11 protein-coding genes and 4 tRNA genes are annotated in these 12763 nt (G+C 67.7%); 3 read left to right on the top strand and 12 right to left on the bottom strand.

What is annotated here, in order from left to right:
* Positions 1 to 62: 62 nt before the first annotated feature.
* The 12 genes from rplJ to ACFONC_RS02760 all read right to left on the bottom strand — a co-directional run bounded on the left by rplJ (position 63) and on the right by ACFONC_RS02760 (position 7583).
* The gene (gene rplJ / locus ACFONC_RS02815; protein WP_386742099.1) at positions 63 to 587 is read right to left on the bottom strand and encodes a 50S ribosomal protein L10; all 525 of its coding nucleotides are present in this window, start codon (positions 585 to 587) and stop codon (positions 63 to 65) included.
* A gap of 577 nt (positions 588 to 1164) precedes the next feature.
* Positions 1165 to 1863: a 50S ribosomal protein L1 gene (gene rplA, locus ACFONC_RS02810; protein WP_386742098.1), complete on the bottom strand. Its 699-nt coding sequence runs from the start codon at positions 1861 to 1863 to the stop codon at positions 1165 to 1167.
* Positions 1864 to 1867: 4 nt separating this feature from the next.
* Entirely contained in the window at positions 1868 to 2296 is a 429-nt protein-coding gene (gene rplK, locus ACFONC_RS02805) for a 50S ribosomal protein L11 (RefSeq protein ID WP_386742097.1), read from the bottom strand.
* Positions 2297 to 2396: 100 nt separating this feature from the next.
* A complete protein-coding gene (gene nusG / locus ACFONC_RS02800) occupies positions 2397 to 2993 on the bottom strand; it encodes a transcription termination/antitermination protein NusG (protein ID WP_386742224.1) in 597 nt (198 codons plus the stop codon).
* Between the two features lie 21 nt (positions 2994 to 3014).
* A complete protein-coding gene (gene secE / locus ACFONC_RS02795) occupies positions 3015 to 3344 on the bottom strand; it encodes a preprotein translocase subunit SecE (protein WP_386742096.1) in 330 nt (109 codons plus the stop codon).
* 119 nt (positions 3345 to 3463) lie between these two features.
* A tRNA-Trp gene (locus tag ACFONC_RS02790) sits at positions 3464 to 3539 on the bottom strand.
* Between the two features lie 202 nt (positions 3540 to 3741).
* On the bottom strand, positions 3742 to 4932 hold the full coding sequence (gene tuf / locus ACFONC_RS02785; RefSeq protein WP_386742094.1) for an elongation factor Tu: 1191 nt from the start codon (positions 4930 to 4932) through the stop codon (positions 3742 to 3744).
* A gap of 76 nt (positions 4933 to 5008) precedes the next feature.
* Positions 5009 to 5084 (bottom strand) — tRNA-Thr (locus ACFONC_RS02780).
* 47 nt (positions 5085 to 5131) lie between these two features.
* A tRNA-Gly gene (locus ACFONC_RS02775) sits at positions 5132 to 5205 on the bottom strand.
* A gap of 16 nt (positions 5206 to 5221) precedes the next feature.
* Positions 5222 to 5307: transfer RNA gene (locus tag ACFONC_RS02770), tRNA-Tyr, on the bottom strand.
* A gap of 123 nt (positions 5308 to 5430) precedes the next feature.
* Positions 5431 to 6468 carry an isoaspartyl peptidase/L-asparaginase family protein gene (locus ACFONC_RS02765; protein ID WP_386742093.1) on the bottom strand — a complete coding sequence of 346 codons (1038 nt, stop codon included), beginning with the start codon at positions 6466 to 6468 and terminating at the stop codon, positions 5431 to 5433.
* 35 nt (positions 6469 to 6503) lie between these two features.
* Positions 6504 to 7583, bottom strand: coding sequence for a cyanophycinase (locus tag ACFONC_RS02760; RefSeq protein WP_386742091.1), 1080 nt, complete (start codon positions 7581 to 7583; stop codon positions 6504 to 6506).
* A 124-nt stretch (positions 7584 to 7707) separates the two neighbouring features.
* On the opposite strand from ACFONC_RS02760, the gene ACFONC_RS02755 reads away from it, so the two are divergent.
* From ACFONC_RS02755 to ACFONC_RS02745, 3 genes are all read left to right on the top strand, one after another.
* Entirely contained in the window at positions 7708 to 8295 is a 588-nt protein-coding gene (locus ACFONC_RS02755) for an RNA polymerase sigma factor (protein WP_386742090.1), read from the top strand.
* A complete protein-coding gene (locus ACFONC_RS02750) occupies positions 8261 to 9388 on the top strand; it encodes a FecR family protein (protein WP_386742089.1) in 1128 nt (375 codons plus the stop codon). The genes ACFONC_RS02755 and ACFONC_RS02750 overlap by 35 nt, the downstream gene beginning before the upstream one ends.
* A gap of 128 nt (positions 9389 to 9516) precedes the next feature.
* The gene (locus ACFONC_RS02745) at positions 9517 to 12555 is read left to right on the top strand and encodes a TonB-dependent receptor domain-containing protein (protein ID WP_386742088.1); all 3039 of its coding nucleotides are present in this window, start codon (positions 9517 to 9519) and stop codon (positions 12553 to 12555) included.
* Positions 12556 to 12763 lie beyond the last annotated feature (208 nt).

Raw genomic sequence — 12763 nt, 5'->3', positions numbered from 1 at the left:
CCTCTGTTATCTAAAGTTGGAAACAGCTATCGATTGGAAACTCGTAAACCGAACTGATCGCCTCAGGCGGCCTTTTGCTGGCCGACCGCGTTGGTGACGCGGGCGACCTGCGAGGCCGGCTCGGCCAGCAAGCGCACCAGCATGGTGGCGGGCTGGACCATGACGCTGAGCAGCATCGACAACGCTTCATCGCGGGTCGGCAGCGACGCCAGGACATCCACATGGGAACCCGGGTACATCTGCCCGCCCAGCGAAACGAGGCGCGGCTTCAGCTTGTCGTTCGCCTTGGCGAACTCCTTGATCAGGCGTCCGGCGGCACCGGGGTCTTCCTGCGAGAAGGCGTACAGCAGAGGGCCGGTCAGCGCGTCCTTGACGACGGCGTAATCGGTGTTCTCCACTGCGCGCGAGACGAGCGTGTTCTTGGCAACTTTCAAGAACACGCCTTCCTGGCGCGCCTTCTTGCGCATGTCGGTCAGCTGGGCGACCGTCAACCCCACGTACTCCGCGGCGACCAGCGAGTGCGCGGAACCCGCGACCTCGGCCAGTTCGGCAACGACTTCCTGCTTCTGGGTCAGATTGAGAGCCATTGCACTCCTCCGTATTGCATTTCCGCCTTCGCGCATCCGCTTGAAGACGGGCCATGAGCCGCATCGGTCCGTCGACGCGGGGAACGCCAGGTGGCGTTCCGGGTGGTGGCCGTTTCCAAAAGATCGGTACTGCGATGATCCTGGAGGGTCGGCAACCATCTACGCAGGCCCTTTCGTGCTTTCGCATTCCGGGATTAAGCGGTCGGCGCTGGCAACGACGGCGACTCCATGCCAAGCGAGCATCCATGCCCGTCGTCGTTGCTGCGCAGGCCACGCCTGCGGTCTTTGACGGCCCCGCGTCCGGCTTGCGCCTTCGACGATGCCCTCAAATTTCGTGCTCGATGCCGGGCGTGAGCCCGGCACCTTCGAACGTCATCCCCGCGGAAGCGGGGACCCAGTGACTTTTGCTTTCGAAGTCACTGGTGAATCAAAAACCAACGTCGACGTCCCTGGATTACTCGCTGCGCTCGCCCCTGCGGGGCCGGCCTCCGGCCGTTCTGCGCGCTGCGCGCTGGTCCCGACTAAAGCATTCGGGGATGACGATTGCTGGCGCCGCGCTGCGCGCGGCCGGCAACCGTCACTTCAGCGACAGCGACGACTGGTCGACGGCGACGCCGGGGCCCATCGTCGAGCTGATCGAGATCTTCTGCAGGTAGGCGCCCTTGGCGGTGGCCGGCTTGGCCTTGACCAGGTCCATGAGCAGCGCCTGCAGGTTGTCCTTCAGCTTGTCGGCGTCGAAGTCGGCCTTGCCGATCGTGCAGTGGATGATGCCGGCCTTGTCGGTGCGGTAGCGGACCTGGCCGCCCTTGGCATTCTTGACCGCCTCGCCCGGGTTCGGCGACACGGTGCCGACCTTCGGGTTGGGCATCAGGCCGCGCGGGCCGAGCAGCGTGCCGAGCTTGCCGACAACGCGCATCGCGTCCGGGGTGGCGATCACGACGTCGTAGTTGAGGTCGCCACCCTGCATCTTCTCGGCCAGGTCGTCCATGCCGACCGCGTCGGCGCCTGCAGCCAGGGCTTCATCGGCCTTGGCGCCAGCCGGGGTGAACACCGCCACGCGCACGGCCTTGCCGGTACCGGCCGGCAGCACGGTGGAACCGCGCACCTGCTGGTCCGACTTCTTGGCGTCCACGCCAAGTCGCACGGCCACGTCGACGGCTTCGACGAACTTGGCCTTGCTGTTGTCCTTGATGATCTTCAGCGCTTCGTCGATCGGGTAGTTCTTGCCCGGGACGACGGCGGCCTGGATGTTCTTCTGTCGCTTGGTCTGTGCCATGGCCTCAGCCCTCCACCGTCAGGCCCATCGAACGGGCGGAGCCCGCGATGGTGCGCACTGCTGCATCGAGATCGGCCGCGGTCAGGTCGGGTTCCTTCGCCTTGGCGATTTCCTCGAGCTGCTTGCGGGTGACCTTGCCCACCTTCTCGGTGTTGGGGCGCTTGGAGCCGGTCTGCACGCCCGAAGCCTTCTTCAACAGGATCGTCGCGGGCGGCGTCTTGGTGATGAAGGTGAAGGTGCGGTCCGAATACGCGGTGATCACGGTCGGAATCGGCAGGCCCGGCTCCAGCTTCTGCGTGGCGGCGTTGAACGCCTTGCAGAATTCCATGATGTTCAGGCCGCGCTGGCCCAGCGCAGGACCGACGGGCGGCGACGGATTCGCCTGGCCTGCCTTGACCTGCAGTTTGATGTAACCGATGACTTTCTTTGCCATTGCTCTCTACTCCTGCGAGTCCGAACGCCTGCACGCCTTGCGGCTGCGGGGCTCCTCGCGTCACTGCCAGGGCGAACCACTCGCCCCGACGAATCTTGCGTCAGGCCTTCTCGACCTGGCCGAATTCCAGCTCCACGGGCGTCGAACGCCCGAAGATCAGCACCGCCACGCGCAGGCGGCTCTTCTCGTAATTGACTTCCTCGACCACGCCGTTGAAGTCGTTGAACGGGCCATCGGTGACGCGGACCATCTGGCCGGCTTCGAACAACACCTTCGGCTTGGGCTTCTCCACGCCTTCCTGGACCCGGTCGAGGATCGCGGCGGCCTCGTCGTCGCGGATCGGCAGCGGCTTGTCGGCGGTGCCGCCGATGAAGCCCATCACCTTCGGCGTCTCCTTGATCAGGTGCCAGCTCTCGCTGTCGATGCGCGGAATGCCGCCTTCGTCGTGGGTGGTGATCTGCACCAGCACGTAGCCGGGGAAGAACTTGCGCTCGGAACGGCGCTTCTGGCCGGAGCGCATCTCCACCACTTCCTCGGTCGGCACCAGCACGTCGCCGAAACGCTCTTCCATGCCGGTACGCGCGATGCGGTCACGCAGCGCCTGGGCCACGGACTTCTCGAACCCCGAGTAGGCGTGCACCACGTACCAGCGCTTGTTGTCCGGCCCGCTGTTCTCTTCCGGCTTGTTGTCTTGCATTTCCATCAACCTGGCGACTCCCTAGTGCCCGAGCAGGAGCTTGATGGCCCACTGCACGATCGCGTCGAAACCGGCCATGATCAGACTGATCAGGACCACCACGCCCGCCACGATCCAGGTCAGGCGGGTGGCTTCCTGGCGCGTCGGCCAGACGACCTTGCGCAGCTCGAAGCGCGACTCCGACAGGAACTCCCGGGTCTCGCGCCCCTTCGCGCTGAACATGAACACCGCCAGCGCCGCCACGAGGCCGCCGACAACCGCGCCGATGCGCAGCCCGGTCGACCACTGGCCGTCGAACCAGTAGAAGGCGAATACGCCGGCCACCACCAGCAGCACCGCGACCGCGTACATCGCGACATCGGCCGAAGAAGCTGACTTGGTTTGTTCGACTCGACTATTCACGAAATTCCCGGATTGCCCTGTTGGTGGGTTGGCACGTGGCGAACCGCGTTTCGCGGACCGACTGCAGGTGGCGCGCCAGGTAGGACTCGAACCTACAACCTGCGGTTTTGGAGACCGCTGCTCTGCCAGTTGAGCTACTGACGCGTGGATGCGTGTCCGCGACTGCCTGCGACGCACTTCCTTGAAACGGCGAAGGCGGAACGTGGATCAAAGACAATCCGCGGTCCGCCGTGGTTCCCCGCCTTGGCGGGGAGGTGACGCTGTCTTGAAGCTGGATCCCCGACTAGAGCACTCGGGGATGACGATTGGCTGGCGCCCGGCGCCTAGGCGCCGGGCTGGCCAATCGTCACTTGACGATCTTCGCCACCACGCCGGCGCCGACCGTCCGGCCGCCTTCGCGGATCGCGAAACGCAGGCCTTCGTCCATCGCCACCGGGTTGATCAGCTGCACCGCCATCTTCACGTTGTCGCCCGGCATCACCATCTCCGTGCCCTCCGGCAGCGTCACCGCACCGGTGATGTCCGTGGTCCGGAAGTAGAACTGCGGACGGTAACCCTTGAAGAACGGCGTGTGGCGACCACCCTCGTCCTTGCTCAGCACGTACACCTCGGCCTCGAAGTCCGTGTGCGGGGTGATGCTGCCCGGCTTGGCCAGCACCTGGCCGCGCTCCACGTCGTCACGCTTGGTGCCGCGCAGCAGCAGGCCCGCGTTGTCGCCCGCCTGGCCCTGGTCCAGCAGCTTGCGGAACATCTCCACGCCCGTGACCGTGGTCTTCTGGGTCGGGCGGATGCCGACGATCTCGATCTCGTCGCCCACCTTGATGATCCCGCGCTCGATGCGACCGGTCACCACCGTGCCGCGACCCGAGATCGAGAACACGTCCTCGACCGGCATCAGGAACGCCTTGTCCACGTCGCGCTCCGGCTCCGGGATCCACGTGTCCAGCGCCTCCACCAGCGCCAGCACCGACGGCACGCCGATCTCCGACTGGTCGCCTTCCAGCGCCTTGAGCGCCGAACCCTTCACGATCGGGGTGTCGTCGCCCGGGAACTCGTACTTGCTCAGCAGCTCGCGGACTTCCATCTCCACCAGCTCCATCAGCTCGGCGTCGTCCACCATGTCCGCCTTGTTCAGGTAGACCACGATGTACGGCACGCCCACCTGGCGCGCCAGCAGGATGTGCTCGCGCGTCTGCGGCATCGGGCCGTCAGCGGCCGAGCACACCAGGATCGCGCCGTCCATCTGCGCCGCACCGGTGATCATGTTCTTCACGTAATCGGCGTGGCCCGGGCAGTCCACGTGCGCGTAGTGGCGCGTCGGGGACTCGTATTCCACGTGCGAGGTCGAAATCGTGATCCCGCGCGCCTTCTCTTCCGGCGCCATGTCGATCTGGTCGTAGGCCTTGAACTCGCCACCGAAACGTTCCGCGCCGATCTTCGTCAGCGCCGCCGTCAGCGTCGTCTTCCCGTGGTCCACGTGACCGATCGTGCCCACGTTCACGTGGGGCTTGGTGCGCTCGAACTTACCCTTGGCCATGACTGTGCTTCTCGCTGAACTGTTTGGATGACTGGATTCGGAGTGTTGGGTGGAACGTCGGATCTGGAACTGCAAGTGGTGCTCACGAATGGAATCGAACCATCGACCTCCTCCTTACCAAGGAGGTGCTCTACCGACTGAGCTACGTGAGCGATGTAAATGTGTGCGTGTCGCAGGGAAATCAATGGAAGAGCAGCAATGGAGCGGGAGACGGGAATCGAACCCGCACCATCAGCTTGGAAGGCTGAGGTTCTACCGTTGAACTACTCCCGCGACATGCGGAACCGGTTGGTGGAGGGAGGTGGATTCGAACCACCGAAGGCGTAAGCCAGCAGATTTACAGTCTGCCCCCGTTGGCCGCTTGGGTATCCCTCCGGTCGTTGCGTGCAAACCCGTGAAACAGCCCGCGATTTTGACGTGCGGGGCAATTCATGTCAACGGTGATGGCGGCTTTTTGTTGCGGTCCGGCCGTCGCCCCGGCCGCGCTGCCCGCTCCGTTCAGGGCGCGGGCGCAGCTTCGCCCGGCAGGCCCAGCGCTTCGTCCGAGTACAGCGCCACGTGCGGCACTCCGTCGGCGCCGATCCAGCCGCGGGCCATGCCCTCGGTATTGAACGGCATCGCCACCTGGCCGTCGGCGGACAGGACGATGGCGCCGCCGTCGCCACCGAGGGCGGGAATCTCGCGGTTGATCACCGCCTCGCCCGCCTGGACGGGGGTTTCGTCGAGATAGGCCATGCGGGCGCAAATCTCATGGGCAGCGGAGACGCGGATGTAGAACTCGCCCCAGCCGGTCCCGGACACCGCGCAACGGTCGTTGGCGTAGGTACCGGCACCGATGATCGGGGAGTCGCCGATCCGGCCGTAGCGCTTGTCGGTCATCCCGCCGGTCGAGGTGCCGGCGGCCAGGTGGCCCTCTCCATCCAGCGCCAGGGCGCCGACGGTACCGAAATGCTTGGCGACCTCGGGCTCGGCGTGGGCCTGCCCGGCCGCATCCTCCTTCAGCGCCCGCTGCAGCTGCTGCCAGCGCCGCTCGGTGCGGAAATAGGAGGGATCGACCTGCTCCACGCCCCGCTCCCTGGCGAAGGCTTCGGCGCCCGCGCCGGCCATCATCACGTGCGGGGAGTGCTGCATCACCTCGCGTGCCAGCAGGATCGGGTTCTTCACGTCGTGCACGCCGGCCACCGCCCCGGCCATGCGGGTGGCGCCGTCCATCAGCGAGGCGTCCAGCTCGTTGCGACCGTCGTGGGTGAACACCGCGCCCTTGCCGGCGTTGAAGTGGGGGTCGTCCTCGAGCACGGTGATCGCGGCGGTCACCGCGTCCAGCGCCGGCTTGCCGGCAGCCAGCTCCGCATGGCCACGGCGCAACGCCAGCGTAATGGCGGCGCGCAGCGCGGCTTCGTCGGCCTCGCTGGTGCCCTCGCGCTGGAGGCCGGCGCCGCCGTGGATCACCAGCAACGTCCCTGGCGCTTCGGCGGCCGGGGCCGGGACAGTGGCGAACAGCAGCAGGGCGGCACACAGGGGACGCAGCACGTTCATTCGATCGGTTCCCGGAGGATGGGGAAGCGGGGATTCTAGCGGCTGGCCGCCGGCGCGGACGGAGCAGCGTCGCGCAGCACCAGTTCACCGCCGCCCGCCCGGGCGATCTTTTCGAACGCGGGCGCCTGGACTTCGAGGCCCGGCAGCCGCAGGCGGCTGTCCGCGCCGATGCCGGTCACCCGTACCCCGTCGACTTCCAGCGGCTGGCCGCGCTCGAGCCGCCCCGACGCCTGCGTCGGCCGGACCAGCCAGGCGAAGCCGTCCTGTCCGCCCGGATAAAGCCGGCCGACGCCGTCGCCGTCGATGCACAGCGCCGCGCCCTCGTCGATGCCCAGTCCGGCCACGTCGGCCACGCCTTCACCGTGCAGCCTGGCGACGAAGACCACCAGGCGGCCGAGGCGGTCGCGCTTGGCGAAGTGGCTGTCGGTGATGACGTGCTCCAGGTAAGGCAGGTGCAGGAAGTCGTCGACCAGGGTCACGCCGGGATCGAACGGATCGCGCAGCGCGACTTCGGAGGTCATGCTGCCGCCGTCCATCGCGCCGTAGGCCCAGGCGCCGAGGATGGCCAGCCCTGCGCTGGTGCCGCCGAGCGGCTTGCCGGCGCGCACGTGGCGGTCGAGCGCGGCGCTGAGCGGCGTGTCCTTCCAGTAGCGCACGTAGTTGGACTGGTCGCCGCCGGCGATGAAGATGCCGTCCGCCGCCTCGAGTGCGGCGAGCACCGTCGGATCGCTGGCGGCCTTGCGGTCGCTGAAGACGAAAGTCTGCGCCGAGGCGATGCCGCCGATGTCGTTGTAGAACTCGTCCTGCGCCTCGGCCGCGCCCGAAGCGCGCAGGACCACGAGATGCCCGTGGCCGGCGCGCTCGATCATCCAGCGGAACGCTTCGTAAGGCCATTGCCCGCCGCCGACCAGCAGCAGGCCCGGTTCGACCGGTCCCGGCCGGGCCGCGTCCAGGTCGCCGATGGCGTAGTACCGGTAGCCGTCGCCCTCGGCAAGCGGCACGGGCGCCGTCGCCGCAACCGCGAAGCCCGGCAGCAGGCACGCGGCCAGCACGACGCCCGCGAACAGCGCCGGTGCGCGGACGATGGCGGCGGACAACTTCGCGAACAGGCGCATGCGCTCGATCCCTGCGTGGCAATGACGGTCCTGGGAGGAAGACGAGCGAGTGCGTTCCTTCCCCCACCCCGGGCCCGCGCGACAGCCACTGCCACATCGCCGCGAATGGCGATAACGTGACGGCATGGACGATTCACTGGACGACTGGTTCGCGCGCGAGATCCTCGTCCACGAGGGCGCGCTGGTCGCCTTCCTCCATCGCGCCTGGCCCAACCGCGCGGAAATCCACGACCTGCGCCAGGAAGCCTATGTCCGCGTCTACGAGGCCGCCGGCAAGAGCCGCCCGACCGCGCCGCGCGCCTTCCTGTTCACCACTGCCCGGCACCTGATCACCGACCGACTGCGCCGCGGCCGGGTCGTGTCGATCGAGCCCGTGGGTGATCTGGAGGCCTTGAACGTCTTGATAGACGAGGTGTCCCCGGAAAGGCGGCTGGACGCGCACCAGATCCTGCACCGGCTGGCGGCGGCCTTCGACCGCCTGCCGCCGCGCTGCCGCGAGGTGGTGTGGCTGCGCCGGGTGGAGGAACTGCCGCAGAAGGAGGTCGCCGCGCGGCTGGGCATCAGCGAGAAGACGGTGGAGAAACAGGTCGCCAAGGGAGTTCGGCTGCTGGCCGAACACTTCTATGGCAACGGACAGGCACGCCGGGCCACGCGGTCCAGTGTGCCGGAGACCGAGGATGGAAAAGGACATCGCCAACAGCATCCGGATTGAGCGCGCCGCCGCCGCATGGCTGGCACGGCGTGACGCCGGCGGCTGGGCCGGGCACGACCAGGCCGAGCTGGACCGCTGGCTCGCGGCTTCCACCGCGCACCGCGTGGCGTGGCTGCGGCTGCAGGCGGCCTGGCGCGAAAGCGGCCGGCTCAAGGCGCTTGGCGCCGGCCTGCCGGCAGGCCAGGTGCCCGCCACCGGACGCTGGGCGGCATCGCCGCAATCCGGACAGGCGGCAGGCGCCGGCGCAAGGCAATCGCCCGCCCGGTCCGCCGACGACGCACCGGCAAGCGTGCGCCATCCCCGCGCGCTGGACGTGGGCGCGCTGGTTTTCGCGCCCCGGCGACGGGAAACGAAATCGAAACTGCCCGCCCTCGCCGCCGCGGTCGCGATCGTGGCCGTATCGCTCGCGCTCGGCTGGCGCATTCATTCGCCGACGGTGCAGCCGGTCGCCTACGGCACCGCGGTCGGCGCGCTGGAAACCGCGCCGCTGGCCGACGGTTCCGAAGCCATCCTCAGCAGCGACAGCCGCATCGTCGTCGCGCTGTCGCGCCGCGAGCGCCGCATCGAACTGCAGCGCGGCGAAGCGTTCTTCCACGCCGCCAAGGACCCGAAGCGGCCGTTCGTGGTCGCCGCGGGCGGCCACCAGGCGGTCGCCGTCGGCACCCGCTTCGCCGTGCGGCGCGACGCCGACGGCATGCGGGTGGTGGTGACCGAGGGCCTGGTTCGCCTGGAATCCGCCCCCGGCGCCGACGGCAGCCGCCAGCCCACAACCCTGCTGCCGGCCGGCAGCGTGGCCGTGGCCAGCGCCCACGGCGTGATGGTGCAGTCGGGCACCGTCGAACAGGCCCGGCAGGCGCTGAGCTGGCGCGACGGCTTCCTCGCCTTCCACGACACCTCGCTGGCCGCGGCGGCGGCCGAGTTCAACCGCTACAACACCCGCAAGATCGTCATCGCCGACCCCTCGGTCGGCGCGCTGCGGATCGGCGGCAGCTTCCGCTGGTCCAACGCCGAGGCGTTCGTGCGCCTGCTGGAACAGGGATTCCCGGTGCGCGCCGAATACGGCGACGCCGCGATCGTGCTGCATGACCGCTAGCCCGCTCGCGGAAGGTGCCGGGGCGCCGCGGGGCGGGTGGGATTTGGATCGTTCGTTCGTCACGTAGAAGATGAGGGCGGGCATCGTCCGCGCCATTGGGGAGGGGTCCTTTGTCCAGTCGAATCCGCATGCTTCCGATCGCCGCAGCCTGCCTGCTCGCGATGTCCGCCTACGCGCAGGCCGAACCCGCGCAGCCGATCAACATTCCCGCCAGCGACCTGGCAGTCGCGCTCGACAGCCTGGCCAGGCAGTCGGGCACGCAGCTGATCTATCGCGCCGATCAGCTCCGCGGCACGCGCACGCGCGGCGTGCGGGGCAACCTGCCGGCCGACGCGGCGCTCGACCAGCTGCTGGAGGACACCGGCTACGTGCCCAAACGAGATGCGTCGGGCGCAGTCATCATCGTCAAGGGCGAACAGCACGCCCAGGCGGCGCCCCGGCCGGTCGCGCCGCCCCCGCCGGAACCGGCGCCCGAGCCGGACGAACCGGAGACCACCGAGCTGCAGGCGGTGCAGGTCACCGGCTCGCGCATCCCGCGCGCGCAGATCGAAGGGCCTTCGCCGATCAGCGTGATCACCGCCGAGCAGATCAGCGCCAGCGGCTTCACCAACATGCCGGAAGTGATGCGGTCCATGACCCAGAACAACGGCGCGACCCAGAGCCCGCAATCGATCAGCAACTCGGACTTCACCCCCGGTGCGCAGCAGGTCGACCTGCGCGGCCTGGGCCCGAACCACACCCTGGTGCTGGTCAACGGCCGCCGCCTGGCCGACTTCCCCCTGCCGATGGACGGCGGGGTCAGCGCCACCGACATTTCCAGCATCCCGCTGGGCATGGTGGACCGCATCGAAGTGCTGACCGGCAGCGCCTCGGCGATCTACGGCTCCGATGCGGTATCCGGCGTGGTCAACATCATCCTGAAGAAGCAGGCCGACGGCCTGACCGTGAACTTCCGCTACGGCGATACCCACCTTGACGGCGGCGAATCGTACAACCTGACCGTGGCCGGCGGCTTCTCGCGCGGCGGCCTGAACGCGGTGATGGGCGTGGAGCTGAACGACCAGAAGCCGCTGTGGGGCTACCAGCGCGATCGCCAGGATTCGTCCAGGGACATCCCCGATTTCGACAACTACTACCGGCCGCTGGACTACTTCGCCCGCAGCGACTGGTACGACACCTGGCTCGACCCCGGCGAGGCGACCTGCAACGACGCGGGCAACCGCGATTCGTACTACGTCACCGACAACCGCTACGGCGAATCCTATTGCGGCAGCGATACCACTTCCGCGCTGCAGACCATCGTCCACAAGCGCCGCGGCATCACCGCCTACGGCTCCTTCAGCTACGACTTCGGCGGCGGCAGCCAATGGTTCGCCGACGTGCAGCTCGGCTACCAGGAGATGAAGCAGCTCGGCCGCCTGCCCACCTGGGAAACGGCGCAGACCGATGCCATCACCGACTACTTCTTCAACCAGAGCACCGGCCAGCTCGAGTGGTGGCGCCGCCGGTTCACGCCGCAGGAACTGGGCGGCGTGGAGAACAGCTTCACCGAAACCACGGGCAAGACCCTCGGCCTGAGCACCGGTTTTCGCGGTCGTTTCGGCCAGGACTGGGATTACGAGGCGGCGCTGAGCTACTCGCGGTACCAGTCGAAGGTGAGCTGGCCGCGCATCATTGCCGACGTGGCGAACGACTACTTCATGGGCCCGCAGCTGGGCATCGATGCCGACGGCTATCCCATCTACGACGGCGACCTTGACCGCTTCTACACCCCGCTCACCACCGCGCAGCTCGACTCGATGCTGGGGCGCATCGTGTACAACCCCGAGTCGCACAACGGGGCGCTGTCGTTCACGGTGACCAATGCGAACCTGTTCGAGCTGCGCGGCGGCGCGGCGGGCATTGCCGCGACGGCCGAGTTCGGCAACCAGGGCTACGACCTGAACACCGATCCCAGGGCCACCGGCGACTCCTTCTACTACTGGGGCTGGAAGGACCAGGACGGCCACGGCAGCCGCAACCGCTGGGCGCTCGCCAGCGAACTGCGCATGCCGTTGCTGGACAGCCTGAACCTGAGCGTGGCCGGCCGCTACGACCGGTACCGCTATTCCGGGCGCACCCAGAGCAAGTTCACCTACAGCGGTGGCCTGGAGTGGCGGCCGTTCGACTCGCTGCTGGTGCGCGGGTCCTACGGCACCGCATTCCGCGCGCCGGAGCTGCACCACCTGTATGCCGGCAGGGGTTTCGTCGACAGCGGCGGCATCGACTACTACCGCTGCGCCACCGAGCAGCCGGGCGTCCCGTTCGAGGACTGCGACTTTTCCAGCGAGGGTTTCCAGCTGGACCGGAGCGGCGACATGACGTTGAAGCCGGAAACCAGCACGTCCTGGACGGCGGGCGTGGTGTGGTCGCCGACGCCGGAGCTGGACTTCACCGTGGACTGGTACGACATCGAGATGCGCGACCAGACGCAGTCGCTGAGCGTGAACCGGATCCTGCGCGACGAACACGACTGCCTCCTTGGCATCGGCCAGGATCCCGGCTCGCAGTTCTGCGCCGACACCATCGCGCGCGTCGTGCGCAGCGGCCCCGACAACCAGATCGCCACGGTCCACGGCGGCTACGTGAACATCGGCATGGAAAGGACCAGCGGCGTGGATGCCAGCGCCAACTACCGCCTGGAGACCGGGGTCGGCACGTTCCGCTTCTCCGCCAACTACACCTGGGTGGACTCGCACGAGCGCAGGGACGCCCCGGACGCGGCGCTGGTCGACATGCTCGCCATCAACAGCGGCTACGACATCCCGCGCAACAAGTTCAACGCCAGGATCGGCTGGGAGTTCGACGACTGGGACGCCACGCTGTACGCATCGCGCCTGGGCAAGATCCCCACGGACGAGAACTTCTGGTACCAGGACTGGGACGAGAGCTACCTGCCGGAGGTCAAGGCCTACCTGCCCGCCATCTGGCGCTACAACGCTTCGATTGGCTACAGGATCACCGACCATGCCCGCATTTCGCTGGCCGTGAACAACCTGACCAACGAGATGCCGCCGCGCGACTTCAGCAACATCGACTACCCGTACTACAACTTCAACTGGTACGACACGATCGGCCGCGCGTACTACCTGAACTTCACCTGGAAGTTCGGCGGCGAGCCGCTGTAGTTGCCGACCCGGATACGAAAGCCCTCCTGGATGGAGGGCTTTTTTTTCTTCCCCAAAAAGGCCAAAGAGCTTGTCCGCAAACCATATGGGCTCCGGGTGCGGGTGCCCTTGGGTGCGAATGTCCCCCGGCGCCGGCCTTTGGCCGACGCCTCCTCCTTTATTTCGCACCCAAGGACACCCGCACCCGGCGTTCCGGCCTGCGCGGTGT

Origin of the sequence: Luteimonas soli, assembly GCF_042648865.1 — a bacterium.
GTDB lineage: Bacteria > Pseudomonadota > Gammaproteobacteria > Xanthomonadales > Xanthomonadaceae > Luteimonas > Luteimonas soli.
The sequence above is the reverse complement of the archived record's forward strand: the minus strand, read 5'-3'. Positions and strand labels throughout refer to the sequence as shown.

Bases quoted from the DNA above. Each gene is read 5' to 3' on its own strand.
- ACFONC_RS02765 (WP_386742093.1), bottom strand. From the start codon at position 6,468: ATGAACGTGCTGCGTCCCCTGTGTGCCGCCCTGCTGCTGTTCGCCACT.
- ACFONC_RS02745 (WP_386742088.1), top strand. From the start codon at position 9,517: ATGCTTCCGATCGCCGCAGCCTGCCTGCTCGCGATGTCCGCCTACGCG.
- ACFONC_RS02755 (WP_386742090.1), top strand. From the start codon at position 7,708: ATGGACGATTCACTGGACGACTGGTTCGCGCGCGAGATCCTCGTCCAC.
- tuf (WP_386742094.1), bottom strand. From the start codon at position 4,932: ATGGCCAAGGGTAAGTTCGAGCGCACCAAGCCCCACGTGAACGTGGGC.
- rplK (WP_386742097.1), bottom strand. From the start codon at position 2,296: ATGGCAAAGAAAGTCATCGGTTACATCAAACTGCAGGTCAAGGCAGGC.
- secE (WP_386742096.1), bottom strand. From the start codon at position 3,344: ATGTACGCGGTCGCGGTGCTGCTGGTGGTGGCCGGCGTATTCGCCTTC.
- rplA (WP_386742098.1), bottom strand. From the start codon at position 1,863: ATGGCACAGACCAAGCGACAGAAGAACATCCAGGCCGCCGTCGTCCCG.
- ACFONC_RS02760 (WP_386742091.1), bottom strand. From the start codon at position 7,583: ATGCGCCTGTTCGCGAAGTTGTCCGCCGCCATCGTCCGCGCACCGGCG.
- nusG (WP_386742224.1), bottom strand. From the start codon at position 2,993: ATGCAAGACAACAAGCCGGAAGAGAACAGCGGGCCGGACAACAAGCGC.
- ACFONC_RS02750 (WP_386742089.1), top strand. From the start codon at position 8,261: ATGGAAAAGGACATCGCCAACAGCATCCGGATTGAGCGCGCCGCCGCC.
- rplJ (WP_386742099.1), bottom strand. From the start codon at position 587: ATGGCTCTCAATCTGACCCAGAAGCAGGAAGTCGTTGCCGAACTGGCC.